The sequence below is a fragment of the Kribbella koreensis genome, assembly GCF_039525325.1.
Classification (GTDB): Bacteria; Actinomycetota; Actinomycetes; order Propionibacteriales; family Kribbellaceae; genus Kribbella; species Kribbella koreensis.
In genome coordinates, this window is record NZ_BAAAHK010000007.1 from 284,985 (window position 1) to 308,429 (window position 23,445).

At 67.0% G+C, this 23,445-nt stretch carries 27 protein-coding genes; 8 read left to right on the forward strand and 19 right to left on the reverse strand.

Annotation, left to right across the window (positions count from 1 at the left end; all coding sequences use genetic code 11):
- The first annotated feature begins 11 nt into the window (after positions 1-11).
- On the forward strand, positions 12-434 hold the full coding sequence (locus ABD116_RS15220; RefSeq protein ID WP_343969354.1) for a hypothetical protein: 423 nt from the start codon (positions 12-14) through the stop codon (positions 432-434).
- Between the two features lie 77 nt (positions 435-511).
- Here ABD116_RS15220 and ABD116_RS15225 read toward each other — a convergent pair whose 3' ends face one another.
- The 5 genes from ABD116_RS15225 to ABD116_RS15245 all read right to left on the reverse strand — a co-directional run bounded on the left by ABD116_RS15225 (position 512) and on the right by ABD116_RS15245 (position 3,840).
- Positions 512-1,219 carry a class E sortase gene (locus tag ABD116_RS15225; protein WP_343969356.1) on the reverse strand — a complete coding sequence of 236 codons (708 nt, stop codon included), beginning with the start codon at positions 1,217-1,219 and terminating at the stop codon, positions 512-514.
- A gap of 50 nt (positions 1,220-1,269) precedes the next feature.
- Positions 1,270-1,830, reverse strand: coding sequence for a DJ-1/PfpI family protein (locus ABD116_RS15230; protein ID WP_343969359.1), 561 nt, complete (start codon positions 1,828-1,830; stop codon positions 1,270-1,272).
- 60 nt (positions 1,831-1,890) lie between these two features.
- Positions 1,891-2,439, reverse strand: a complete 549-nt coding sequence (locus ABD116_RS15235; RefSeq protein WP_343969362.1) for a molybdenum cofactor biosysynthesis protein — start codon at positions 2,437-2,439, stop codon at positions 1,891-1,893.
- A gap of 128 nt (positions 2,440-2,567) precedes the next feature.
- On the reverse strand, positions 2,568-2,945 hold the full coding sequence (locus ABD116_RS15240) for a peptidase inhibitor family I36 protein (RefSeq protein WP_343969365.1): 378 nt from the start codon (positions 2,943-2,945) through the stop codon (positions 2,568-2,570).
- 28 nt (positions 2,946-2,973) lie between these two features.
- A complete protein-coding gene (locus ABD116_RS15245) occupies positions 2,974-3,840 on the reverse strand; it encodes a hypothetical protein (RefSeq protein ID WP_343969368.1) in 867 nt (288 codons plus the stop codon).
- 102 nt (positions 3,841-3,942) lie between these two features.
- On the opposite strand from ABD116_RS15245, the gene ABD116_RS15250 reads away from it, so the two are divergent.
- Together ABD116_RS15250 and ABD116_RS15255 are read left to right on the forward strand one after the other, a co-directional pair.
- On the forward strand, positions 3,943-4,431 hold the full coding sequence (locus ABD116_RS15250; RefSeq protein WP_343969371.1) for a SigE family RNA polymerase sigma factor: 489 nt from the start codon (positions 3,943-3,945) through the stop codon (positions 4,429-4,431).
- Positions 4,421-5,359: a hypothetical protein gene (locus tag ABD116_RS15255; RefSeq protein ID WP_343969374.1), complete on the forward strand. Its 939-nt coding sequence runs from the start codon at positions 4,421-4,423 to the stop codon at positions 5,357-5,359. Before ABD116_RS15250 ends, ABD116_RS15255 begins: the two co-directional genes overlap by 11 nt.
- On the opposite strand, the gene ABD116_RS15260 is transcribed toward ABD116_RS15255, so the two are convergent.
- Positions 5,346-6,167 carry a phosphotransferase gene (locus ABD116_RS15260; RefSeq protein WP_343969377.1) on the reverse strand — a complete coding sequence of 274 codons (822 nt, stop codon included), beginning with the start codon at positions 6,165-6,167 and terminating at the stop codon, positions 5,346-5,348. The genes ABD116_RS15255 and ABD116_RS15260 overlap by 14 nt on opposite strands.
- Before the next feature lie 49 nt (positions 6,168-6,216).
- Between ABD116_RS15260 and ABD116_RS15265 the strand changes: the two genes are divergently transcribed.
- Positions 6,217-6,612, forward strand: a complete 396-nt coding sequence (locus ABD116_RS15265; RefSeq protein ID WP_343969380.1) for a DUF1622 domain-containing protein — start codon at positions 6,217-6,219, stop codon at positions 6,610-6,612.
- The gene (locus ABD116_RS15270) at positions 6,609-7,124 is read left to right on the forward strand and encodes a methylated-DNA--[protein]-cysteine S-methyltransferase (RefSeq protein ID WP_343969383.1); all 516 of its coding nucleotides are present in this window, start codon (positions 6,609-6,611) and stop codon (positions 7,122-7,124) included. Before ABD116_RS15265 ends, ABD116_RS15270 begins: the two co-directional genes overlap by 4 nt.
- Here the strand turns inward: ABD116_RS15270 and ABD116_RS15275 are convergent.
- The 4 genes from ABD116_RS15275 to ABD116_RS15290 are packed head-to-tail and all read right to left on the reverse strand — an operon-like array spanning position 7,121 to position 11,601.
- Entirely contained in the window at positions 7,121-8,116 is a 996-nt protein-coding gene (locus tag ABD116_RS15275) for a LacI family DNA-binding transcriptional regulator (RefSeq protein ID WP_343969386.1), read from the reverse strand. The two genes, ABD116_RS15270 and ABD116_RS15275, sit on opposite strands and share 4 nt — an antisense overlap.
- A 13-nt stretch (positions 8,117-8,129) precedes the next feature.
- The gene (locus ABD116_RS15280; RefSeq protein WP_343969389.1) at positions 8,130-9,008 is read right to left on the reverse strand and encodes a carbohydrate ABC transporter permease; all 879 of its coding nucleotides are present in this window, start codon (positions 9,006-9,008) and stop codon (positions 8,130-8,132) included.
- A complete protein-coding gene (locus ABD116_RS15285) occupies positions 9,005-9,961 on the reverse strand; it encodes an ABC transporter permease (RefSeq protein ID WP_343969392.1) in 957 nt (318 codons plus the stop codon). Before ABD116_RS15285 ends, ABD116_RS15280 begins: the two co-directional genes overlap by 4 nt.
- Complete coding sequence (locus ABD116_RS15290; protein WP_343969395.1) at positions 9,958-11,601, reverse strand: type 2 periplasmic-binding domain-containing protein; 1,644 nt, start codon at positions 11,599-11,601, stop codon at positions 9,958-9,960. Before ABD116_RS15290 ends, ABD116_RS15285 begins: the two co-directional genes overlap by 4 nt.
- A 323-nt stretch (positions 11,602-11,924) precedes the next feature.
- On the opposite strand from ABD116_RS15290, the gene ABD116_RS15295 reads away from it, so the two are divergent.
- On the forward strand, positions 11,925-12,713 hold the full coding sequence (locus tag ABD116_RS15295) for an ACT domain-containing protein (protein WP_343969398.1): 789 nt from the start codon (positions 11,925-11,927) through the stop codon (positions 12,711-12,713).
- On the opposite strand, the gene ABD116_RS15300 is transcribed toward ABD116_RS15295, so the two are convergent.
- The 4 genes from ABD116_RS15300 to ABD116_RS15315 are packed head-to-tail and all read right to left on the reverse strand — an operon-like array spanning position 12,697 to position 15,023.
- Positions 12,697-13,452: a TrmH family RNA methyltransferase gene (locus tag ABD116_RS15300; RefSeq protein WP_343969401.1), complete on the reverse strand. Its 756-nt coding sequence runs from the start codon at positions 13,450-13,452 to the stop codon at positions 12,697-12,699. The genes ABD116_RS15295 and ABD116_RS15300 overlap by 17 nt on opposite strands.
- Positions 13,453-13,475: 23 nt before the next feature.
- Positions 13,476-13,871: a hypothetical protein gene (locus ABD116_RS15305; RefSeq protein ID WP_343969404.1), complete on the reverse strand. Its 396-nt coding sequence runs from the start codon at positions 13,869-13,871 to the stop codon at positions 13,476-13,478.
- 5 nt (positions 13,872-13,876) lie between these two features.
- Entirely contained in the window at positions 13,877-14,182 is a 306-nt protein-coding gene (locus tag ABD116_RS15310; protein WP_343969407.1) for an NIPSNAP family protein, read from the reverse strand.
- Between the two features lie 25 nt (positions 14,183-14,207).
- Positions 14,208-15,023, reverse strand: coding sequence for a uracil-DNA glycosylase family protein (locus tag ABD116_RS15315; protein ID WP_343969409.1), 816 nt, complete (start codon positions 15,021-15,023; stop codon positions 14,208-14,210).
- Positions 15,024-15,065: 42 nt separating this feature from the next.
- Between ABD116_RS15315 and ABD116_RS15320 the strand changes: the two genes are divergently transcribed.
- Positions 15,066-16,682 carry an amidohydrolase family protein gene (locus tag ABD116_RS15320; RefSeq protein WP_343969411.1) on the forward strand — a complete coding sequence of 539 codons (1,617 nt, stop codon included), beginning with the start codon at positions 15,066-15,068 and terminating at the stop codon, positions 16,680-16,682.
- A gap of 10 nt (positions 16,683-16,692) precedes the next feature.
- Here the strand turns inward: ABD116_RS15320 and ABD116_RS15325 are convergent, their stop codons facing one another.
- The 5 genes from ABD116_RS15325 to ABD116_RS15345 form a co-directional block, all read right to left on the reverse strand.
- Positions 16,693-16,986, reverse strand: coding sequence for a DUF4287 domain-containing protein (locus tag ABD116_RS15325; protein ID WP_343969413.1), 294 nt, complete (start codon positions 16,984-16,986; stop codon positions 16,693-16,695).
- Positions 16,987-17,093: 107 nt separating this feature from the next.
- On the reverse strand, positions 17,094-19,202 hold the full coding sequence (locus ABD116_RS15330) for an alpha-galactosidase (protein WP_343969416.1): 2,109 nt from the start codon (positions 19,200-19,202) through the stop codon (positions 17,094-17,096).
- Positions 19,199-20,023: a carbohydrate ABC transporter permease gene (locus ABD116_RS15335; RefSeq protein ID WP_343969419.1), complete on the reverse strand. Its 825-nt coding sequence runs from the start codon at positions 20,021-20,023 to the stop codon at positions 19,199-19,201. Before ABD116_RS15335 ends, ABD116_RS15330 begins: the two co-directional genes overlap by 4 nt.
- Positions 20,020-20,838: a carbohydrate ABC transporter permease gene (locus tag ABD116_RS15340; RefSeq protein WP_343969421.1), complete on the reverse strand. Its 819-nt coding sequence runs from the start codon at positions 20,836-20,838 to the stop codon at positions 20,020-20,022. The genes ABD116_RS15335 and ABD116_RS15340 overlap by 4 nt, the downstream gene beginning before the upstream one ends.
- Before the next feature lie 10 nt (positions 20,839-20,848).
- Complete coding sequence (locus tag ABD116_RS15345) at positions 20,849-22,141, reverse strand: ABC transporter substrate-binding protein (RefSeq protein WP_343969424.1); 1,293 nt, start codon at positions 22,139-22,141, stop codon at positions 20,849-20,851.
- 81 nt (positions 22,142-22,222) lie between these two features.
- On the opposite strand from ABD116_RS15345, the gene ABD116_RS15350 reads away from it, so the two are divergent.
- Entirely contained in the window at positions 22,223-23,428 is a 1,206-nt protein-coding gene (locus ABD116_RS15350; RefSeq protein ID WP_343969427.1) for an ROK family protein, read from the forward strand.
- Positions 23,429-23,445 lie beyond the last annotated feature (17 nt).

A 23,445-nucleotide genomic window follows, 5' to 3' on the forward strand; every position in this document is an offset into this window, starting at 1 on the left:
ATGCTGTCGGTATGAGCTGGGCTATCTACGCGATGCGAGGACCAGGCGGCGTCCGCCGTCTCGACGACATTCCGGACGGCTACGCACCACCATCGGTCGGTACCACGGAGTCGGTACTCGACCAGGTCCGCGAACTCGCGCCCGGCGTCGACGCGAGTAACCGCTCCTGGCTGGTGCTGAAGAGCGACGACTACGACGTCGAGATGTCGATCGGCAAGAGCGTCGAGGTCCGCGACATCACCTTCTACCTCAACGACGGCCCCCGCTCGATCCCGCTGGTGATGGAGATCGCCGCCAAGCTCGGCGTCACCGCCTACGACACCGAATCCGGCGACTTCCTCACCGAAGAGTCCCGCCCACCCGTCCCACCGCCGCTGACCGAAGAAGAAATCAAAGCCAACAAGCCCAAATGGTGGAAATTCGGCCGCAGCTGACCGCACATCTGGCGTCTTTGAACACCAAACGGTGACCTCGGACATGAAATAACGTGTTCAAGGTCGCCGGGTGGTGTTCAAGGTCGCCGGGTGGTGGTGAGGGTGGCGATTTTGTTTATTCGGTGTTCTGGGTTGTTGAGGGCGTCGTGCCAGTAGTTGCCGGCGGCGTGGTCTTCGGGGGTGGCGCAGGTGGAAAGGGTGAGCATGGGGTGGGTGGGAGTGGCGCCGGGGTGGCCTGGGACTGGGGCGTTTTGCTGGGCTTTTTCGGCTGGTTTGCGGAAAGAGATGGTCATCGTCCGGGTGACTACGTAGTCGTAGGTGGTGCCGTCGGCGGTAACCAGGATGTGGGCGCCGGTTTTTAGTTCTGGTAGGCGCGCTAGAGGTTTGCCGTGGGCGGTTCGGTGGCCGGTGATGATGAAGTTGCCGATTTCGCCGGGGCCTACGCCGCCGGCCGGGCCGCGGGGCGAGGCGAAGAGGCCTCGGTCTTGGATGACGGTCCCGGGCTTGTCGTCGGCGGTACCGGTGTAGGGGATCACTCGCAAGGCCCGTACCCCGATGGATGGGATCGCGAGGGTCACGTTCGCGGCCGGCTTCACAGGAGGCGCCACGGGGGTAGTAGCAGTGGGCGAGGGCGTCGACGGCTTGGCTGAGGGCGTGGTCGGGCCCTCAGGGATCGAGCTTGATGGAGTGATGGTCGGCGGCGAGTTCGTAGTACGGGGTGGTGTGTCGGCGCAGCTGACGAGGGCGGCCGCGAGCAGTGCTGCAGCCGCCCATCGCCCGATCATCGTCGGAACGTAACCCGCCGTACCGAAAGTCAGCCGAAAAGCCGGACGGCCTAGACCGGCGCCTTCTCCTTCAGCACCGCCATGAACGCGCGCATCCAACCAGGATGATCCGGCCACGCGCGACCGCTCACCACAGTGCCGTCGACGACCGCGTCACCATCGACCCACTCGCCACCACCAGCCAATATGTCCGGTGCCAGCGCCGGGTACGCCGACGTCTTGCGTCCCTTCAACACCCCAGCCGCCGCGGCCACAAGCGGTCCGTGACACAGCTGCGCGACCGGCTTCGCCTCGCCGTAGAAGTGCTGCACGATCCGCAGGCAGTCCTCGTTGTTGCGGATGTACTCCGGCGCCCGCCCGCCCGGAATCACCAACGCCACATAGTCCGACGGATCGACATCCGCGAACGCCACGTCTGCCTGCCACGTATGCCCCAACTTCTCGGTATACGTATCGAAGCCATCCACGAAGTCGTGCACCACGAACTGCAGCTTCTTCGCCTCCGGCGCCGCCAGATGGACCTCGTAGCCCTCCTCCTGCAACCGCTGATAAGGGTAGAAGACCTCCAGCGTCTCCGCCGCGTCTCCAGTGATGATCAGTACCTTGGCCATCGCCACACCACCTCCCCAGCCAGCCTCCGCCGGGCACCCGCGCTGGTCAAGACCCGACGATCAGGACCCGACGGTCAACGTCGCCGGCCCGAGCCGGAGCGTCCCCGACCCCAGCGGCTCGCACCGCACCCCGCCATGCCCGCGCAATCCCTTGAAGGCCCCCGGCGCGACCATCACATCCATCCACGCGCACGGATTGGCCGGCCGATGCGCCTGAAACTCCACCGCCCCCAGCCCACTGTCCAAGCTGAACGCCCGCCCAGGCACCCGCTCCCCGGCCTCCGTACGCCGAACCGCCAGCTGATCGATCGGGTACCCCCGAATCACGATGTTCCGCCGAGTCAGCACCGGATCCGGCACCTCATCCAGCCCCAACTCGACCGCCAACGCGTCCAGCGCGGACGCATCGAAGACCGTCACCGCCGCGCGCCGATGCGCCGACTGGTTGAAGTACCGGTCTCCCACGATCCCCAGCCCGGCCCGCACCTCGATCTCACCCCGCGAAACCGGCTCCGGATCCACCCGCGCCCCATCCTCCGGCCGCCCCACATAGGCATGCACCGAAGACACCACCAGCCCGACAATCTCCACCGCGAAGGCATCAGCCACGCACCCAAGCTACTCAAAGGACGTACCGACCGACAGGACATAGTCCCCCGCGAGCCCGCTCGCCACGCTCAGAGAGGCGGCGGGCAGGCACTCCGAGGCGACTACGTCCTGTCGCTCCGTACACCGACTCAGCCGAACTTGCAGCCGCTCTGCCACTGGTGCGAGTCGTGGTCGTTGTCGTCGAGCTGGGCGTCGTACCACTCGCCGGGCTCGACGCACATGTTGTAGCGCCCGTAGTTGACGTCGTAGTACAGCCAGACGTGATCGAACCCGCCCGGAGTCCCGTTGTTGTACACGGTCTCGTCGTTGTCATGCATCCCGTCGTCGCCCCAGTTGCTGTCATTGCCGAACCACTGCGCGCGATACCCCTGCGCGTTGTCGTCAGCCCAGGCGCAGAAATACCCCGACGGGCAATCCCCCAGCGCCGCGGACGCCGGCACGACAGGCGCCGCGGTAGCAACCAGCGCCACCCCAACGAACGCAGCGGTCTTCCAGGTGAAGCGCATATGCCATTCCATTCTCTCAAAGGACAAATCAACGGTTGCCAAGAGCAACGTTCGCCCGCGGCACAGCATCCTGCTCGAGGCCGTTAAGCCCCACCAACTCACTCCAACGCTCAGCAGTCACCGCAGCCCGATACTCCGGCTCGACCTCCCGCAGCGTCCGCACCAGCGACGTCGACTGAGCACACATCGCCTCGGCGACTGTCGCCGAGACCTCAGCAGCCCGTACTACGGGAGCCGCCAACCCTTCATTGCGCGCAGCAACGACTTCCCGCAACTCACCCGGATCGTCGGCGTCATACCCACGCCCCTTGACGCATCCCGCCCACTCAGCCATCGCGGCCAGGTACCGAGGATCCCGGCGAACCCTGTCCTGCACCAGCAACCCAAGATTGTCGGTCAGCCGCCGAGCCTTGAACCACCGCGCCAAGTCCCCATAAAGCGTCCGCCGCGCCGAAGCGATACACCCCGTGGAGCTGGCCGACAGCCGCCGCCCCGGCCCCAACTCAACCGACAACTGACGCCCCGAACCGACCAGCGCCAACCGCCAAGCGTCCTGCTGTTCCCGAGACAGCCCGGCGAAGTACCGCCCGGCCGGATCCACCGCAGGCGCAACCGGCCCAGCGCCATAACCGTTGGCCCGCGCCCAGGCAACGTCATCCACAACGTACGGAAAGTCAGGTTGCCCGGATTCCGCAACCACCGGCTTCTCGAAGTACTTGAACCCCGCCGCAGCCATACAGTCGTGGATCAACCGCTCTTCAGCACTACGCAGCAAGACCCTCTCGGCAGCACTCACCGGCGGAGCAGCCGAGACGGTAGAGGCCGAACCCGACGACCCGACCACCATCGACAACCCACACGCCACCAACACCGCACCCCGCAGCATGACCTTCATCCCGCAGAACGTAGGCCACCCTCAACCCCACAAACGAACGCTTAGATGAGAACCGCCAATGACACCGCACAACAGATCCGCCCCAGGAGGCGTTTCACAGGTATGACCTTCGATCTCTGGGTGCGGGACGAGCGCGGGCGGCTGCTCGCCTTCGCCACCGTGCTCTGCGGCGGCCGGCACCTGGCCGAAGACGTCGTCCAGGAGGTGCTGGTCCGCGTACACCGCAAGTGGGAATCGATCAGCGCCCTGGACCACCCGGACAGCTACATCCGCAAGATGGTCGTCAACGAGTTCCTGTCCTGGCGCCGCAAATGGGCCCGGATCGAGCCGAGCGGACTGATCGACGTGGTCGGTTCGGTCCCCGATCCGGCCGGTCTGATCGCCGAGCGGATGGAGCTGCTGACCGAGCTGTGCGCCCTGCCCAAGCGGCAGCGCGCGGTCGTTGTACTGCGTTATCTGGTGGGCCAGAGCGACGCCCAGATCGCCGAAACCCTCGGCTGCACCGAAGGCACCGTGCGCGGCTACTCGTCCCGCGCGCTGGCCACCCTCAAGATCCAGCTCACCGCGGAGGTGGCCGACCATGCGCACTGAAGATTCCCTTCGCGAAGCCCTCGAGTTCTTCGAAGCCCAGGCCGCCCAACTAGAACCAGAACCACCCCGTACGCCGGTACGCCGGGTCCGCCGCGCAGTCGTCCTGGCCGCCGTCGCAGCAACAGCCGCCGCCGCGGTCCTCGTCCCAGCCGCACTCCACCGCGACGCCCCACACCCACCGGTGACGGAGACCCCCAAGCCGCCAGTCACATGGACTCACCAGCAGACGAACGTGGAGCCGGCGAGCGGGATTACCCGGGTCTACTTCGGATCGGATCGGTCGACCTGCTGGGTGTCCGAGCGCCCCGGCAACTACGACCCGGTCGCGATCGGCGCGCTCCGGAAGAAGACCATGATCGACGGCCACCCGGCCGACCTGATCCAGGTCACCACCACCACCGGTTCAGGACAGAAGCCGCACCTCATGATGGTGTTGAGCTATCGACCCGGCAGGTGGACGCGGCTGGATTGTTCGCAGCCTCCCGATGACCTTGACCAGGCCGAACGGCAGATCCTGAGCTTCGCCGACAGCGTCGATACCGGGCCGCAGCAACTCCGGGCGCCGATCGACTTCGTGGAGCTGCCACCCGGTACCCGAGTCCGTTCGATCAGCGCCGGCGCCGGCTACATCCAGCTCGAAATCGCCAGAAACCCGAACGATATGATCACCGCCACGCTCAACTGGCCGCCGCAGGCACGTGTCTACCCCGGCGACCAGCCGGTCCAGGTCAACGGACGTACCGGCTGGGTACGCGCTAGTGGAGTGTTGCGGATCCCGTTCGGAACCTACGATCTCGAAGTGCACGCCTCGATCCCCAGAGCCGACCAGACCGCCATCGCGCTGGCGATCGCCAAGGAGATCCGCACTGCCGACCCGAATGATCGATCGAGTTGGTTCCCGGCGGAGGTTGGGCTCAGCCCCAGGTGAGGGGGTCGAGTAGGAGGTAGAAGGCGAGGCGCTGGGCGTCGGGCTCGGGCAGGCCGTACGCCGCGAAGAATGCCGAAGCGTCGACCGACCACTCGTCGTGGAGCTGGGCGGGGATCAGGGACAGGTCGGTGTAGCGGTCGGCGACTCCGAGGCGGCCGACGTCGATCACCCCGGTCAGTTCCAGGGTCGAAGGGTCGAAGAGGAAGTTCGGGAGGCAGGCGTCGCCGTGGCAGACGACGAGGTCGCAGGCTGCCTTCGCGGCGATCTCGGGGGCTTCGGCATGGATGCGGGCCAGCAACTCGGCGGGTGGGACCGCCTGGACGTCCTCCCGCAAGAAGTCCGGGTTCACCGCGCCGCGGCGTACGACGTCCTCCGCCTGCGCGATCACGTCCGGAAGCGGCCGCAGAAATGGACAGGACTCCACCGGCAGCGAGTGCACAGCCCGCAGAGCATCCGCGAAGCCAGCCACCAACTTCTCCGACCACGGCAGTTCAACCGCAGCAACCCCTGGCACAGCCGAGGTCAGCAACGCAGCACCCCGAGAACCGTCAGCACCCCGAGCGCCCCCGGAGCCGTCGGCACCGCCAGCGCCTTCGGACCACTCGATCCAGTCGAGCACTCGAGCGCCGCGCACCGACGTACCGGCGAGCCATTCCACTCGATCTCGCTCGGCGATCAGCTCATCGACCCCGGCAACTCCGCAGCACTTGGCGAAGACGTCGCCTCGGCGGAACACCTCGGTCGCCGACTCCCCACCGCCGACCGGCTCCCATCCGTCCCCGGGCAACAAGGATGCGAACAGGCTCATCCCGCCATCCTCACACGCTCCGCAACCGGTTTCTGGTACTCCTGAACCCATGAGCTTCGAGCAGCTGTTCGCCGACGTCGCCCGGGTGATCGAGGGCGTCGGGGTGGTGATCATGACCGTCGGTCTGGTCTCCGTCCTGCTGCGCTACGCCTACGCGGCCGCCTCCGACCGCACCCGCACCGGCAGCTACGAACGCCTTCGGGTCAACATCGGCCGGGTGATTCTGCTCGGCCTGGAGATCCTGATCGTCGGCGACATCGTCCGGACGATCATCGTCGAGGCCTCGGTCCAGAGCGTGCTCGTGCTCGGCCTGATCGTGGTGATCCGTACCGTCCTCAGCTTCGCCCTGGAGGTCGAGATCAGCGGCCGCTGGCCCTGGCAACAGACCCCTCACACAACTCCTCCCCAGGCCGTTCAATCACCGGAGACCTTGGAGGAGAAATGAACAACCGGCACGCCATCGTCAGCACCCAGCTCGGCGACCTGACCCTCGCAGCCTCGGACGACGCAGTCACCGGCGTCTACTTCCCGCACCACTGGGTGAAGCCCGAGCGCGCCACCCTCGGCGACGAGGTCGACGCGACGACGGATCCCGTGCTCAACGAAGCAGCAACCCAACTGACCCAGTACCTGGCCGGCGACCGCGACGACTTCGACCTCAAGACAGAGCTCCGGGGCGGCGACGCCTTCCAGCAGAAGGTCTGGGCCCTGCTCGACGAGATCCCGCGCGGCACGACCACGACGTACGGCGAACTGGCCGGGCGACTCGGCGACAAACAACTCGCCCAACTCGTCGGCAAGGCCGTCGGCAGCAACCCGCTCTCGATCATCGTTCCGTGCCACCGCGTCGTCGGGAAGGACGGCAAGCTGACCGGGTACGCCGGCGGCCTCAAGCGCAAGCAGTTCCTGCTCGACCTCGAAGAGCCCGCCCTCGTCAAGGAGACGAGGCTGTTCTAGGCGGTCGATTCCCGCGGGATCAACTGCCACGGGAAGTCGTACACCTTGCCGTCCGCGCCCTCGCGGTCGGTGAGGCGGGCGACCATGATCCGGCACAGCGCGGCGTTGAACCCGACCGGCCCGACCGTCGACAGCGACGGATCGAGATGCTCGCCCTCCGGCGTGTTCCCGACCCCGATCACGGCCAGGTCCCCCGGTACGTCGATGCGCAACCGGTGCGCCGCCCGGATCGCCGCGATCGCCGCGAAGTCCGTCGTACAGTAGAGCGCCGTCGGCCGGTCGGGCCGGTTCAGCACCGACATCGCCGCCCGATAAGCCCCCTCCGGATGCGGCTCGTACGTCGCGACCAACTCGTCCAGCACCGGTACGCCGGCCGCCGCCATCGTCCGCAGATACGCGTCGTACCGAGGCCACCCGGCCAGCTTCGACGTCAGCGCCCCGATCCGCGTATGCCGCTCCAGCAGGTGCTCGACAGCCAGATGACACCGCGGCTCCGCCCCCGACCGGATGACGTCGAACCCCTGCGGCTCGAGCACCTCGCTGAAGACGACCATCTGCACGCCCTGCGCCGCGAACGCCTCGAGATCGGCCACCAGCGACGGGTCGTCCCGGACGTGATCGATGAAGATGACATCCGGCGTCCGATTCGCCAGTACCGTCCGCCAGTCGCCGTCCGCCACGATCAGCGCGGTCTTCCCGAGCGGCTGCACGGCGGCGCTGACATCCGCCGCCACCGCCTGCGCCCACGGATCGGCCAGCACGCTCAGCGAGAGCAGCACCAGATCCGACTTCCCGGTCCGGATCGCCCGGGCAGCGTCGTTGCGCCGGTACCCGAGCCGCGCGGCCGCCTCGCGCACCCGGTCCGCGGTGTTCTCCGAGATCGTCTGGCTGCGCGGGTGTCCCGAAAGCACGTACGACACCGTGGCGATCGAGACTCCCGCCGCGGCGGCAACGGTGCGCAGCGTCGGTTTGTCGGTCATCCCCGTGGCCATGAGAGCGATTCTCTCAGCCTTTGACCGCTCCGGTGATGACGCCCTTGTTGAAATGCCGCTGCAGGAACGGGTAGACCATCGCGATCGGCACCAGCGCGACCACGACGACCGCCATCTGCAAGGACTGCGGCTGCGGCAACGGCGTCACCCCGAGCTGGTCGGCCGACAGCGACTTGCCCTGCAGAACGTAGGTCCGCAGGATCACCTGGACCGGCCATTTGGAGGTGTCGTTGATGTAGAGCAGCGCGTTGAAGAAGGCGTTCCAGAAGCCGACCGCGTAGAACAGCCCGACCACCGCGATCACCGCCTTCGACAGCGGCATCACGATCCGGCGCAGGATGGTGAAGTCGCTCGCGCCGTCGATCCGCGCGCTCTCCAGGATCTCGGCCGGCACGTTCATGAAGAACGTCCGCATCACCACGAAGTTGAACGCGCCCAGCGCGCCCGGCAGGATCAGCGACCAGAGGCTGTCGATCAGCCCGAGTTGCTTGACGATCAGGAACATCGGGATGATGCCCGGCGCGAACAGCAGCGTGAACAGCACCAGCAGCAACACCGGGCGGCCGAACAGTACCGGCCGCGACGTCGCGTAGGCGAGCGCGATCGTGGTGAACAGCGCGATCGCCGTACCGATCACCGTGACGAACACGCTGACCCCGATCGCCCGCGCCATCAGCCCGCCGCTGAACAGCGTGTCGTACGCCTTGAAGGTCGGATGCGACGGCCACAGCACGTAGCCGCCGGCCTCGATGATGTCCTGGTCGCTGGCCAGCGAGGTCGAGATCACCACCATGATCGGCACGATGATCGCCAGCGCGAAGCCGCCGAGCACGACCGCCTTGATGGTCTGGTACGCCGGACTCGGGCGCTCCTTCCAGATCGGCCGTCTCATCCGTCACTCCGCTTCTGGAAGATGCCCGGCTCGCCGAGCCGGTGCGCGATCGTGTTCGCACCCCACAGCAGCAGCGCGCCGATCACGCCCTTGGCCAGTCCGGCTGCTGCCCCGCTACTCCAGTCGCCGCCGACCACGCCGGCGTAGTACGTGAAGGTGTCCAGTACTTCGGCCGCGCCCGGCCCGACCGAGTCGCGTTGCAGGATGAACTGCTCGAACCCGACGCTGAGGATGTCGCCGATGCGCAGGATCAGCAGCAGGACGATGACGGTACGCATCGACGGCAGGGTGATGTGCCAGAGCCGGCGCCAGCGCCCGGCTCCGTCCGCTGCGGCAGCCTCGTACAGGGAAACGTCCACCGCTGACAGTGCCGCGAGGAAGATGATCATCGCCCATCCGGCGTCCTTCCAGATCAGCTGGCCGACGACGAGCAGCGGGAAGGTGTCCGGGTTCGTCATGAACGGGATCGGGTCGAACCCGGCCTGCCGGAGCAGGTTGTTGACGAACCCGGCGCCGCCGAGCGACTGCTGGAAGAGCGTGATGACGAGGACCCAGGACAGGAAGTGCGGGAGGTACGCGATCGTCTGGAACGCGCGCCGGATCCTGTTGCTGACCAGGGAATCCACGATCAGCGCCATCGCCAGCGGGACGGGGAAGAACAGCACCAGCTGTACGGCCGCCAGGATGAGCGTGTTGCGCAGCGCGTCCCAGAAGTCGGGGTTGTCGTACAGGTTGAGGAAGTTCTGGATGCCGTTCCACTCGCTGTGCATGATGCCGAGGTAGGGCTGGAAGTCCTGGAACGCGACCACGTTGCCGAGCACCGGCACGTAGAAGAACACCAGGAGGAACAGCACGCCCGGCACCATCAGCACCAGCATCTGCCAGTCCCGCCTCAGCCGGACCGCGAACGGTAGCTCCGGCTCTTTGCGCCGGAGCTGTCTGGACCGGCTCAAGACTGTGTCACCGGTACGCCGGCGGGCAGCACGGCTTCGAACTCACCACGCATCTTGTCGCCGCCGCCGCTCTTCCAGCGCTTCAGCGCCCCGTCGTACGCGTCCATCTTCTGCCGGCCGGTGACGATGTCGACGATGGTGTCGCGGAACGCCGCCGTCAGCTTGGTGCCGACCTTGCTGCTGGTGTCGGAGTAGGTGCCGGCGGTCGGGTTGCGCATCGCGTACTTGAGCAGCTCCTGCTCGGTGGCGTGGATCTTCTTGGTGTCCTCGGGGAACGCCGGGTTGAAGATGACCGACTCCGGCGCGGTCATGATCTGCAGCGCGCTGACCAGGCCGGGGGCCTGCTGGTTGCCCGCCGCGTTCAGGACCGGGTTCTTCTTGGCGTCGAGGGTGTACTGCTGGCCCGCGGTACCGAAGTTCTTCTGCAGGTACTCCTTGGTGCCGAACGGCGCCGAGAGATAGTTGACCAGGGCAAGGAGTTCGCGGATGCGGCCCTCGTCGGCCTTCTTGAACGGGGTGAAGCCGACCGTGCCGTAGCCCATGTCGTAGATCGGCTTGGCCTTGCCGTCATGGCCGAACGGGATCATCGTGTCGACGAACAGCGTCGGGTCGGCCGCGCGGAAGTCGGCGGTCGCGCGCGGGCCGACGACGACCTGGGCGGCGATCTGGCCGTTGACCGTCTTCGGGGTCGCGTCGGCGAGGTTGAGGTCGGGGTAGAAGACCTTGGCTGCCCAGAGCTTCGCGGCGTACTCGACGGCGGCTTTGTAGTTGTCCGTCTCGTAGAGGTGGGTCAGCGAGCGGTCCTGGTTGACCCGCCAGCCGTTCGGGGCGCCGAACCATTCGCCGAACATGTGCAGCATGTTGACGATCGCCGGCTCCAGCGCGTAGTTCGTCCCCTTGGTGAGCTCCTTGCACTTGGCGAAGAACTCGTCCGCGGTCTTGCACTGCAGGCCGCCGACCTTCGCCCAGGTCTTCGGGTTGCCCATCATCACCTGGCCGAACGGGGTGGACGGGATCGGGGCGCCCCAGATCTTGCCGTTCACGACCGCGGTCCGCCAGGAGGCGGGCTTGAGCGCGGCGAGGTTCGGATACTCCAGTACGGCGTCGCCGGCGAGGTACTTCGTGAGGTCCTGGAACTTCGCCTCGAGCATCGGGCCGACGTTGGGGATGCCCTGGTTCGGTGGCAGCCACATGAGGTCGGGCAGGTCGTCGCCGGCCAGCAAGGTGGCGAACTTCTCCGGGTAGCCCGGGTCGGTACCGATGGTCAGCTTGAGATCGCCGCCGAGCGCCTGGTTGAGCGCCTGCCACATGGGGTTGCTCCCCATCGGAGGCGGCGGCGTCGCGAACGTCTCGGTCAGCGCGGTCACCGCCGACTTGAGCGGCTTCTGCTGGACGCTCGCGATCGCATTCTCGGGGAACTGCAGGAACCCCGGCTCAAGCCCCGACTCCGCCCCCGGCAACTCCGGCCGCAGCCCATCGAACGCCTTGTACGTCGGCAGCGTCAGCTCACCGGACGCCTTCGCTCCGCCACCCGTCGACCCACCATCACCACACCCGGCAAGCGTCGGCCCGAGCACCACGACACCGACCGCCGCACTACCCAGCCCGAGAAACCGCCGCCGCCCGAAGTTGCTCTCCATGTCGCCGCCTCACCTTTGCCCGTTTATGATCTGTCTCTGCACAAACCACTCACTAACGCTCACTTAAACGTTAACCGGGACCGTAAACCCGAGGCGCACCTCCCCGCAACCCCCAACTCACCAACAGCGCCAGTCACCGGCACTTTGTGCTCCGCCTGAGCAGCTCCTCAGCAGTAGAACGCTCGAGCGGAGCACAAAGTGGGCGGTTTACGGGGTGGCAATCGGACGGCAACGCGGGAGGTGGGTGGGGGCGGGAGAGTGAGGGTATGGAGCAGCTTCGGGCGAGAGTGAGTGCTGGGACTGCGTGTGAAGTTTGCGGGCGGATGCCTCATCCGGCCCGGTTGCGGCTGACCTTGGCCAAGTTGGCGGCGATCTTTCCGCTCGAGTTGGCCCTTCACGCGGTGATCGTGGCGGTTCATCCGCCGTACCTGGTGGCGGTCAGCTTGTTGGCGATCACGACGACGGCGTTGGCTATCTGGGTGATCGAGCCGTCGACCATGCGGTTGTTGCGGACGTGGTTGCATGCGCCTGGGCATCGGGTGCGGAGGCGGACCGAGGCTGGGTTGGAGCAGGCGCCGTCGCTGTGGCGGATCAGGGTGACGGTTGCTGATCGGGCTGGGGCGTTGGAGCAGCTGACCTTTGGGCTGGCTGAGTTGGGGGCCAACATTCTTGGGCTGCATGTGCACCCGGTGCTGGACGGCGTACGGGATGAGTTGGTGGTGTCCACACCCGATGGGGTCGGGCCGGATGAGCTGCTGGAGATCGTCCGGGCGGCGGGTGGGCGCGAGGTGCATGTGTGGCCGACGACGACGCTCGCGCTGGTCGACGGGCAGACGACGGCGTTGAGTTTGTCGGCGCAGGTTGTGGCGGATCCGGCTGAGCTGCCGCACGCGGTCGCCGAGCTGCTCGGCGCCCAGCTGGTCACCGACCCGAAGGCGTTTCAGGGCAAGCCGCTGCCGGCCGACGGCACGATCCTCAAGATCCCGTCGCCCTGGAGCGGCCTGTACGTGTTCACGCGCCCGGGTGAGCCGTTCACCCCAGCGGAGTCCGCCCGAGCGCATCGGCTTGCCGAGGTTGCCGAGACGGCCAGGACGCTCAGTCGCGGTTGGTGACCTCGAAGGCGACCACCGCGGCGGCGACGGCGACGTTCAGGGACTCGACGCCTGCATGCAGGGGGATCTGGAGGTCCTCGTCGGTCGCGACCGTGATGCCGTTGGTTTCGCCGCCGAGGACGAAGACGGCTCGGTCAGCCAGCTCTGCCTTGAAGAGCGACTGCTTCGAGCGGGCCGACAGGCCGTAGATCCGGTAGCCGGCCTCAACAAGCAGGTTGACGGCGGCCTTGGCGGTGGCGACGTTGACGATCGGCGCCTGGAAGGCGATCCCGGCCGAGGCTTTGATGACGAGCGGCCCGACATGCGGCGTACCAGCCCGCGGCAGAATCACGCCATCGAACCCCGCGCCGGTCGCAGTCCGCAGGATCATCCCGACATTGCCAGGGTTGGTGACCCCGTCCAGCAAGAACACCTTCGTCGGCCGCTTGCCCCGAGCGCGCACGAAGTCGGCCAGCGGCGTCATCCGGGGCGCGTCGACATCCGCCACCACGCCCTGATCGTGCTTGCCGTTCCCCGCCAGCCACTTCACCCGGGACGCGGTCGCCCGCTCCACCGGCGTACCGGTCCGGGACGCGGCGCGCAGGATCTCGTCCAGCGATCCGCCACCGGCGTTGTCCGCGACCACCACCTTCGCCACCGACAACGCGGGATCGTTCAGCGCCTCGAGCACCGGCTTACGCCCGAAGATGGTGATCCACTTGTCCCGGGGAGAGAGCTTCTCCCGCGCCTCCTGATCCACCGTCGTACCGTACCGCCGCCTCACTACCCGTGCGGCGGCCGGTCGCCGCGGAGCAGCGCCAGGCCGGTCACGCTGACGATCAGGAACCATCCGCCGACCACCCAGGTGAGCCCGGTCAGCCAGGCTGGGATGTCCTCGCCACCACCGGCGATGAAGCCCAGCAGCACGATCGAGGTCAGTAGGCCGAGCGCGGGTCCGGCATCTCGCCGCGCTCGGCTGAACCCGTACGCCGCGAGGCTCAGGCCGGTCAGCACGACGCCGACCCCGATGTAGAAGATCGTCGCGTACCCGTTCGGATCGCAGACCCCCGCACCGCAGTACGCCGCTCCCGAACGGTCAGCGACGATCGGCATCAGCACGGAGAACACCGCGACCACCACCGAGCTGATCCAGCTCAACCGCCAGACGAAGGTCCGCACGGCCGTCAGCCGAGGACCGGGCGCATGAAGCTGCGGTCGTACCGGATCACGCAGCCGGTCTCGTCGCGGAACTTGTCGGCCGCGACGAAGTCCGGATGGACGCCGAACAGGGTCCGGTACTGCTCGTAGGCGGCCAGGCTCGGAAAGCTGAACAACGCCATCGCCTTGTCACTCGCCCCCTCCGACGGCAGGAAGTACCCGTGATGCGTGCCGCCGTGCTCGTTCACCAGCGCGATCCATCGCCGGCCGAACTCCTCGAACGCCTCGAGCTTGGCCGGGTCGACGACATACTCCACGACACAGGTGATCATGGTGAGAAGCCTGCCACGGGTGGGGTCAGGCGTGTTTTGGCGCGCGCCAGATCAGCGTGTTGCGCAGGTCGGTGGACGGGCGTTCGACGCTGTTGTTGTGCTTCGGCCGGTCGGACCGGCCCCACGCGTCGTCACCGAGCCACGGCGGTACGCCGAACGGCAGATCGCGCGCCGGGATGCTCGCGTAGTCGGTCTCCAGGAACTTCGGCCCGTAGTTCGGTACGCCGGGATCGCCGTCCGGGTCAGGCGTGACGATCCCACGCAACTCGGTGACGGCCGCCCGCCAGCTGTCCAGCAGCACCTTCGGGCTCCGGCTGGACGGATGCGGCACCTCGAACACCGGCACGTCGGGCCTGTTCTCCCACAGCCGCACCGCCGTCTTCGCCTGTACTCCGAACGCCACGATCGCCTGGAGCTTCGGCCCGGTGATCAGCTCGAGCAGCTTGTTGCGCCACTGCAACTGATCGGGCTCGGACAGCAACGGGATCGCGCCCTGCGCGTGCGACGGCAGCAGCGCGAACGCATACGCGTTGACGAGCGTGTAGCTCGACGTCAGCCCGACCTTGCTCAGGAAGCCCTGCACCCGCTGGCCCGCGTCGCCGACCAGCGTGCGACCCGCGATCCGCTCGGTCGGCCCGGGATCGGACGCAATACCGAGCAGCCGCCCCGTACGATTCAGCCGGCCGCGATAGAAAACCGGCCCCCAGTCGTACCAGAACAACTTCCGGTACTCCGCGTAGCTCGGTAACTGCGCGAAATGCCGGGCCACCGCCATCGGCGGACCACCATCGAATTCGACCATCATCGCCACCCCCATGGACGCCCAATAGCCTACGCTCATGAAGAGCATCTGAACGGGTGCGGACCGGGGGAGGTCGAGCCGATGTTTGTCCTCAAAGGCAAGGTCGCGACATTGCGGCCGGATGGTGCAGTGTTCAACCGTGGCGCTGTGTATGTCGGCGACGACGGACTGATTGCGGCGGTGACGCCTGGGGACGCGATTCCGGCGGGGTTCGAGAATGCGCCGCGGATTACGTCGGGCGGGGTGATCTATCCCGGGCTGATCGATCTCCACAATCACCTGATGTACAACAGCCTGCCGCTGTGGACCGAGCCGAAGCGCAAAATCCCGTGGACCTCGCACAACCAGTGGGGCGGCGCGGCGTCGTACAGCGGGACCATCAGCCAGCCGGCGCGGTTGCTCGGAGCGGCGGCCGGCCGGGCGCTTCTCCGGTACGCCGAAACGCGGGCGATCGTCGGTGGTACGACGTCCATCCAGGGCAACCCGCGCGGCGCCGTACCGCCGGACAACGACCTGATCCGCAACATCGACTCCGAGAAGCTCGGGACGCACGAGGACTTCATCCGGGTCAGCACACTCGTTGCCGACAGCCCCGAAGCGCTCGAGTCCTATGTGGCGGCGGTCAAACTGGGCCGTGGCTTCATCGCGCATACTGCCGAGGGGACGGACCCCAAGCTCCGCAAGGAATTCCAGCTGCTCGACCAGGTCGGCGTCGTCAAACCGCAATTGGTCGCGATCCACGGCGCCGCGCTGACAGCCGACGATCTCGCGCAACTCCACGCCGGCAACTCGAGCCTGGTCTGGTCCCCGTTCTCCAACTACTGGCTGTACGGCGCAACCGCCGACGTCAAAACCGCCAAAGCCAAGGGTGTACGTCTCTGCCTAGGCTCCGACTGGGGCCCGTCCGGCACTCGCAACATCCTCTGGGAACTCAAGGTCGCCGACCTCTGGAACAAATCCCAGCCCACCCCCGTCTTCACCGACGAGGACCTGGTCCGCCTGGCGACTTCCAACCCCGGCCAGGCCCTCTCCGGTATCTGGCCGCACCCCCTGGGCCGCCTCGAGAAAGGCGCGCTGGCCGACCTGATCGTCACCACCCCCGGCACCGACGTCTACCGCAACCTGATCAACGCCACCGAAGCCAACCTCCGCCTGGTGGTAGTCGGCGGCCGCCCCCGCTACGGCGTACGCCCGCTGATGTCGGCCCTCACTTCTACTGCAACTCCTATAACCGTCGGCCGGCTAGCCCGCGCGATCGACTACGGCGACCAAGCAATCACTTGGAAGGGTGTCCTGGCCGACCTCGAGAAGGTCCGTAAGAACCCTGCTGTCGCAGCCCAACGCGCAGCCGACGCCTTCCACGCCCTAGCCACCGCAGGCATCTTCACCGCAGGCGAAACTGGGGCGTACACCCCAGGCGCGGGAGCGGGCGCGCTGGCAGGCGGCGTTGATGCGTTCGGGGTGGATGCATTTGGGGGCGTGGGTGGTGCTGGTGGCGCATTCGTGTTGTTGCCGGACATGCCGGCGCCTGAGCTTGACGTGGCGGACCGCATGCGGCGCGGCCCCGCCGCCGAGGCGCCGCAGGCGGTCGTCGTACCGCCGCCGGAGCCGTTGACCACCGGCCCCAGCTGGTTCGACGCCGTCGACGCCAACCCGTTCCACGGAGGCCTGCTCTCCGGCCTCCGCGACTACGCCTGACACCCGGCCCTCAGCCAGTGGGCTTGCTCGCCTTCCCATCCAGCCACAAGGTGTTCGACTCATCGCGGTGCACCCCGGTCGAGCCGACATGTTTGTCGCCGATCGTCGCGCCGTTCTTGATCACGTACACCAGCGCCATCGCATGCCCCCGCCCCAACCCGTAGTCGTCCTTCAGCCAGTCGCACACAGCCCCCGCCTTGGTCGACGGCCCCTCGAACCCCCGCCCCCGAGCCAACTCCACCAACTCCCGCGGAGTGAGCCCGGTCTTCTCCTCGATCTTGTCCAAGTACGCCTGAAACGACATCCCATTCACCTCTCACCAGGGCAACCCCACCGGCCACCACACCCCAGCGTCGAACTCCCTCCCCACAAATCGACACCGCTCCACAAACATTTCGCGGTGGAGGAAGATCAGCTCCTGCGAGCCAACCGGATCACCTGGCTTGCGTAGTCGCCGGTGAGGGTGAGTAGTAGGCCGTGCGACATCAGCGCCGCGCCCGACAGTTCGACGCCGCCGTCGACCCGGTAGACGGCGTCAGGCTCCAGGCCGCGCAGAGACAACGGTCGCGGGAGGCTGTCGAACTGTTGGGCTTCTTGGTAGGCCAGTACGACGGCCTCACCGCGATCCGCCGACACGTACTGCACAGCCGACAACGAACGACCCGGCACCCCCAACCGGTACTGCGTCCCATGCTGTACCAGCGGCCGGATGGCCTTGTACTGCGCGACAAGCTCCCGCGCCAGCTCCAACTCATCCGAACGCCAGGCAGCCAGGTCGCCACCGATCCCCAGCACGCCGGCCATCGCCACATGAAACCGATACTCCAGCGGCACCGAAACGCGCTTGTTGATGAAGGACGGCTGATCGGTCACCCAGCAAGCCATCGTCCGCGCCGGATACACCTGGCTGAACCCGTGCTGAATAGACCGCCGGTCCAAAGCATCCGTGTTGTCCGACACCCAGAACTGATCCGACCGCGCCATCATCCCGAAGTCGACCCGCCCACCCCCACCCGAGCAAGCCTCGAAAGCGACCTCCGGATGCTTCTCCCGCAACACATCGAGAATCGCATAAACAGCGGTCACATGATCGAACCAAAGCCGCCCCACCGACTCAGGCGACGACGGCCAGCCGGCATCGGCGAACGGCCGATTCATATCCCACTTCACGAACTGCAGATCATGCGCCGACAGCAACGAATCCAGCTCCTGCAGCACCCATTGCGCCACCTCCGGCCGCGCCAGGTTCAGCACCAACTGATTCCGCATCAACGCCGGCTCTCGCCCGTCGAACCGATACACCCACTCGGGATGCGCCCGATAAAGCTCCGAGTCCGGATTCACCATCTCCGGCTCCACCCACAACCCGAATCCCATTCCCAGCTCGTGCACCTCAGCAATCAACGGCTCCAGCCCCCGGGGAAACCGCTCCCGCGAAACCCACCAATCCCCCAGCCCAGCCGCATCCGAGGACCGCCCCCCGAACCATCCGTCATCCAGCACGAACAACTCGCACCCCAGCGAGGCCGCCTGCCGAGCCAACCGAAGCTGCCCAGCCTCCTCCACCGCAAACCCGGTCGCTTCCCAAGAGTTGAACAACACCGGCCGATCCTCACCAGCCCGCGGCAACACCTGCCCCAACGCATACGCATGCCACATCCGACTCACCCCGCCAAAGCCCGCCAAGCTGAACAACCCCGAACTAACCGGCGTCTCCAGTACCTCCCCCGCCGCCAACCGCCGCGGCCCAAACCCCTCATGCCCCCACCCGAACAAGACCTGCGCCGGCTCATCCAACTCACGCTGCGCCAGCAACCGCCAAGACCCACTCCAATGCAGCGCAGCGCTGTAAACCCCACCAAAGTCCTCGTTCGCCGACCCGTCATCAACAGCGAACCAAGGATTCGCGTGATGCGAAGTAGTCCCCCGCCGGCTCTCCAGCACGAACCGCCCATCGGCCAACTCGACCCGCCGGAGCAAGGTCTCCGCAGCCCACCGCCCGGTCAAATGCGAGAGCCGATGCCGCTCCCATTCCGGCATCACCCAAGCCGCCGAGTCGAACCGATGGACGTCCACCACCCCAGGCCCGTTACGCAACGAGGCCCACCGATCGATCACGTCCGTGTCCTCGTACACCCGGTAGTGCAAGCTCACGCTCACCTCGTACCGCCGTACGTCGAACAACAACTCCAGGTGGTGCTCGTCATGCACCACGTGCCCCGCCAACCTCCACTCCGTGCTCCGGACAGCCCCCGCAAACTCCAACGACAAGGCAGCCCGCCCAAACTGCAGCCGCCCCTCCAGCGGGTACTCCTCATGCCCGTTGGCCGCCGACCGAAAGCTCGGCCACTCACCGGCCAGCCGCGATGCCATCCCGCGAGCCAGCACGTCGACATCAGCCGACGAGATCCGTGGACCCCAATAGCAGTGCAGCGGAATGTCGTCGGCCCCGCAGTACGCCGCGTACGTAGTACCCGGCGTCTGCAGCACCAGCACCCCGTCGGTGAAGCTGACGCTCACTTGACCGCCCCCGCCGTGAGCCCTGCGACGAACTGCTTCTGCAGCGCGACGAAGAACAGCAACACCGGCAACGAGGCCAGGAAGGAGAACGCGTAGAGCGTGCCGAAGTTCGTCGAGTACTCCCCGACGGACCGGTAGACGCCGACTGTCACGGTGGTACCTGCTTCCGGGCCGAGGATGATCAGTGGACTGAGGAAGTCGTTCCAGACCCAGACGCCGAGGAAGATCAACACGCTGGCCGCGGCCGGCCGCAGCGTCGGGAAGACGACCTGCCAGAACAGCCGGAACCGGCTCGCGCCATCGATGCTCGCCGCCTCCTCCATCTCCACCGGTACGGTCCGGATGAAGCCGGCGAAGACGAACACCCCGAACGGCAGGTAGTACCCGACGTTGCTGCACACCACGCCCGCGACCGAATTCATCAACCCGGCAAAACCGAGCACCTGCGTGATCGGCTGCAGGATCACAGCCGGCGGAATCATCAACCCTGACAGCAACATCAGCATCGCCGGCTTCGTCCACCGCGCCTTCGACCGGACGAGATAGTGCGCCAGCATCGCCGAGAGCAGCGTCAGCAACAGCACCGAGAACACGGTGATCTGGATGCTGTTGAGCAGCGCAGACCAGTACAGCCCGTCCTCACGCCCGAGTACCGCGCCCAGGTTCGCGCCCGTCGGCGGCAAGGGCAGGCCGAGCGGCGACGACTGGATCTCGCCGGCGGGCTTGAGCATCCCGGTGATGAGCCGGTAGACCGGGAAGAAGAACACGGCGGCCAGGACGATCGCGCCGACTGGCCGCAACACCTCGAGGCGATCCCTCACAGCTGCACCTCACGACGCTGCAGCAACCGCAGCACGATCCCGCTCAACAGCACGATGATCGCCAGCATCACCGTCGCCTCGGCCGCGGCGAACCCGATCCGGTCGCCGCGGACGCCCTTCTCGATCACGTCGAAGGCGATCGACGCCGTCGTGTTGCGACCCGGGCCGCCGTTGGTCAGTACCAGGATGTGCTCGTAGACCTTGAAGCCGCTGATCAGCAGCATCACCGTGTTGATCGTCACCGCCGGCGCGATCATCGGCCATGTCACCGACCGGAACCGCCGCCACCAGCCGGCGCCGTCCACGGTCGCTGCTTCGTACAACTCCTTCGGTACTGCGTTCAGCCCGGCGAGGTAGACGACGACACAGAAGCCGAGCAACTGCCAGCACAGGATCCCGCCGATCGAGAACAGCGCCATCCCCGGATCCGCCAGCCACGGCCGGAGCAGGTTCTGCCACATGACGCTGACCACGATGCCGCTGAGGATGACCGGGGTGAAGAACACCGAGCGCAGCAACCGGTAGAGCAGCGTGTCGCGGTTGAGCAGCAGCGCGAGCGCCAGACCGAGTACGTTCGGCACGATCACGACGATCGCGGTGACGACGAAGGTGTTCTTCAGCACCAGCCAGAACTGGTCGTCCTGCGCCAGCCGGTGGAACTGGTCGAGCCCGACGAAGTGAGTCGCCGGAGCGAACCGGTTCCGGTCGGTGAAGCCGAGGACGACGGTCCAGACGATCGGTACCAGCACCAGGCCGGCGTACAGGAGCAGCCCGGGCAGGGCGAAGCCGGAGAACTCGCGAGCACGCCGCAGCATGGTCAGCCTCTCACTTGAGTGCGGCGTATTCCTTGTCGAGCTTGGTGATCACCGTGTGCGCGTCCGACTTGCCGGTCAGCAGCTCGACGGCGAGTTGCTGGACCGGCACGGTCAGATCGGCCGGCAACCCGTTGTCTCCCTGCTCGATCGAGAGTGCCGGGGTCACCGTCTTGTCCTTGACCGCCTGGTTGTAGATCGCCAGCGTCTGCTGGAACAGCGGTCCCATGTCGGCCGGCGGCTGGTAGCCGGCGACCGTGTGGAAGGTGCCGTCGGCCTTGGTGAAGGCGTCCGACGTCTCCTTGTCCTTGGTCCACTCGAGCGCGAACTTCTTCGCCAGCTCGACGTCGTCCGCCTTCGCGCTGACACTCAGCCCGCCACCGGTCAGCGTCGGTACCACCGCCTTGCCGTCGTCGGACGGCCAGGCGAACACCCCGACGGCGAACTTCGGCTTGTCGTTGTCGGCCGACGTCGCGAACCACGACCCCATCGGGTACATCGCCGCCGACCCGGTCCGGAAGGCCTTCTCGTGATCGGCGTACGACCGGCTGGTGCCCTTCGGATCCAGGTAGCCGAGCTCGGCCAGCTGCGCGACCTTGCCGGTCGCCTTCACGAACAGCGGATCGTCGAACGTCTTCGACCCGTCGGTGATCTCCTTCGAGAACCCCGGATCGCTCAGGTAGACATCGGTACCGACCGTGCCGACCCAGGTGTACATGCTGGCGAAGGTGTCCTGCCCGCCACCGCCGACGGCGATCGGGGTGATACCGGCCGCCTTCAGCTTGGCGCAGGCCGTGAGGAGTTCGGTCCACGTCTTCGGCGGTGCGGTGATACCGGCCTTCGTGAAGTCGGCCTTGTTGTAGTAGAGCAGCGACTGCGGCTGCGCGTTCGTCGGCAGCTGGTAGACCTTGCCCTTGATCGCTCCCGACTCGGGGCTGGCGAAGTCCTTCAGCTCATCCTTGCTGAAGTCCGCCAGCTGGCCGCCCTCGGCGAAGCCCTGCGGGTTGACCGCGAGCATGATGTCCGGCAGCTGGCCCGAGCTGGCGAGCTGTTTCGCGTACGTCGTCCGGTCGATGTTCGGCGTGACGAGCTTCTTGATCTTGACGCCCGGCACCTTCTGCGAGACCCGGGCGATCGCGGAGTCCCACAGCGCGGCCGGCAGGTTCGGCGTCTCGAAGGTGAGCATGGTCAGCTCGACGTCGCCGCCCGCCGCGCTCTCCTTCGCCTTGCCGCCACTCGTACAACCGGCGAGCGCTACTGTCAGAAGGGTCGCCACGGCGACCGCCTTGTTCCACCGTGCTGCCATGAGCGGACCTCCGGGCCAGCAGATACAATAAGCAAGTCAGTTAGCAATATCGACGCCGTGAGCATAAGGACGAGATCTCGGATGAGTCAAGACACCAGAGCGGGCGGACGGCTGGGCGACTCGTCGTTGCTGCGCAGACTCAACCTCTCCGCGGCCCTGAGCGCCTTCGTGAACGCGCCCAGCCTGACCCTGCGCGAGCTCCGGGTGGTGGTCGGCGTCTCCCGCCCGACCGCCGAGGACCTGCTCGCCGAGTTGCTCACCGAGGGACGCGTCGAGGAGACGGCACCACCTCGGACGGCGACCGGCCGCAGCGCCGGCCGTCCTGCTCGGCACTTCAGGTTCCGGGCGGAGTCCGGCTATGTCAGCGGCATCGACATCGGGGCCCACAAGGCGATGGCCGTCGTCACCGATCTACGCGGCAACACCCTGGCCAGCCGGCGAGTCGAGCTGGATCCGGATCTGGCCGCGACCGAGCGGCTGCAGGCGGCGATCGACACGACGAGGGCTTGCTGGACCGACGCCGAGCTGGAGCCCACCGCGATCACCGGCATCGGCTGCGGCATCACCGGAACGCTTCGGGCGGCCGAGGGCGTCTCCGACGTACGGGTCGGCCCGGTCGGATCGGGGCTGGCGCCGTACTCACTGCCTGGATTCACCGAGGTCGATGTCGCGAAGGCCTTGTCCGATGGGCTCGGCAAGCCCGTCGCGGTGGCCAACGACGTGAAGCTCGCCGCGCTGGCCGAGCACTGGAAGGGTGCGGCGCAGGAGCACCGGGACATCGTCTACATGTTCGCCGGACATCGCGCGGGCGCCGGCGTACTGATCGATGGGCAGGTCCACCAGGGCCGGCACGGCGCCGCCGGTGAAATAGGGGCCCTGCCGATGCTCGGCTGGGAGGCTGCGGTCGACCGGCTGCATGCCCGCGGAGCCGCGCTCGCTGCCGAAGCCGGAGCTTCCGCGGGCCGCGAAGGTGAGTTCGTGATCGCGTCAGCCGCCCTGCAGGATCCCGAGAGTCTGGCCGTGCTGATCGAGTTCGCCGAGGTACTGGCGCGCGGCGCGGCCGTCCTCGCACTGGCCGTCGACCCCGAGGTCGTCGTCCTGGGCGGCGGTATGTCCCGCGGCGGCGCGATCATCGCCGAGCCGTTCCGGCGCGAACTGGCCAAGCTGACCCTGGTCCCGCTCGAGGTGGTCACCTCGACGATGGGCGCCGACTCGGTCGCCCTCGGCGCGGCCCGGATGGCCCTCGACTCGGTCTTCACCGACCTGCTCACCGTCCCCGGCAGCTGACCGCAGAAATAGGCAGT

Bases quoted from the DNA above. Each gene is read 5' to 3' on its own strand.
- ABD116_RS15345 (WP_343969424.1), bottom strand. From the start codon at position 22,141: ATGGCAGCACGGTGGAACAAGGCGGTCGCCGTGGCGACCCTTCTGACA.
- ABD116_RS15310 (WP_343969407.1), bottom strand. From the start codon at position 14,182: ATGATCACCTGTGTCGTGGAGTATGTCGTCGACCCGGCCAAGCTCGAG.
- ABD116_RS15255 (WP_343969374.1), top strand. From the start codon at position 4,421: ATGCGCACTGAAGATTCCCTTCGCGAAGCCCTCGAGTTCTTCGAAGCC.
- ABD116_RS15250 (WP_343969371.1), top strand. From the start codon at position 3,943: ATGACCTTCGATCTCTGGGTGCGGGACGAGCGCGGGCGGCTGCTCGCC.
- ABD116_RS15280 (WP_343969389.1), bottom strand. From the start codon at position 9,008: ATGAGACGGCCGATCTGGAAGGAGCGCCCGAGTCCGGCGTACCAGACC.
- ABD116_RS15295 (WP_343969398.1), top strand. From the start codon at position 11,925: ATGCCTCATCCGGCCCGGTTGCGGCTGACCTTGGCCAAGTTGGCGGCG.
- ABD116_RS15265 (WP_343969380.1), top strand. From the start codon at position 6,217: ATGAGCTTCGAGCAGCTGTTCGCCGACGTCGCCCGGGTGATCGAGGGC.
- ABD116_RS15325 (WP_343969413.1), bottom strand. From the start codon at position 16,986: ATGTCGTTTCAGGCGTACTTGGACAAGATCGAGGAGAAGACCGGGCTC.
- ABD116_RS15270 (WP_343969383.1), top strand. From the start codon at position 6,609: ATGAACAACCGGCACGCCATCGTCAGCACCCAGCTCGGCGACCTGACC.
- ABD116_RS15290 (WP_343969395.1), bottom strand. From the start codon at position 11,601: ATGGAGAGCAACTTCGGGCGGCGGCGGTTTCTCGGGCTGGGTAGTGCG.
- ABD116_RS15260 (WP_343969377.1), bottom strand. From the start codon at position 6,167: ATGAGCCTGTTCGCATCCTTGTTGCCCGGGGACGGATGGGAGCCGGTC.
- ABD116_RS15245 (WP_343969368.1), bottom strand. From the start codon at position 3,840: ATGAAGGTCATGCTGCGGGGTGCGGTGTTGGTGGCGTGTGGGTTGTCG.
- ABD116_RS15315 (WP_343969409.1), bottom strand. From the start codon at position 15,023: ATGAGCGTAGGCTATTGGGCGTCCATGGGGGTGGCGATGATGGTCGAA.
- ABD116_RS15220 (WP_343969354.1), top strand. From the start codon at position 12: ATGAGCTGGGCTATCTACGCGATGCGAGGACCAGGCGGCGTCCGCCGT.
- ABD116_RS15350 (WP_343969427.1), top strand. From the start codon at position 22,223: ATGAGTCAAGACACCAGAGCGGGCGGACGGCTGGGCGACTCGTCGTTG.
- ABD116_RS15275 (WP_343969386.1), bottom strand. From the start codon at position 8,116: ATGGCCACGGGGATGACCGACAAACCGACGCTGCGCACCGTTGCCGCC.
- ABD116_RS15230 (WP_343969359.1), bottom strand. From the start codon at position 1,830: ATGGCCAAGGTACTGATCATCACTGGAGACGCGGCGGAGACGCTGGAG.
- ABD116_RS15240 (WP_343969365.1), bottom strand. From the start codon at position 2,945: ATGCGCTTCACCTGGAAGACCGCTGCGTTCGTTGGGGTGGCGCTGGTT.
- ABD116_RS15320 (WP_343969411.1), top strand. From the start codon at position 15,066: ATGTTTGTCCTCAAAGGCAAGGTCGCGACATTGCGGCCGGATGGTGCA.
- ABD116_RS15340 (WP_343969421.1), bottom strand. From the start codon at position 20,838: ATGCTGCGGCGTGCTCGCGAGTTCTCCGGCTTCGCCCTGCCCGGGCTG.
- ABD116_RS15225 (WP_343969356.1), bottom strand. From the start codon at position 1,219: ATGATCGGGCGATGGGCGGCTGCAGCACTGCTCGCGGCCGCCCTCGTC.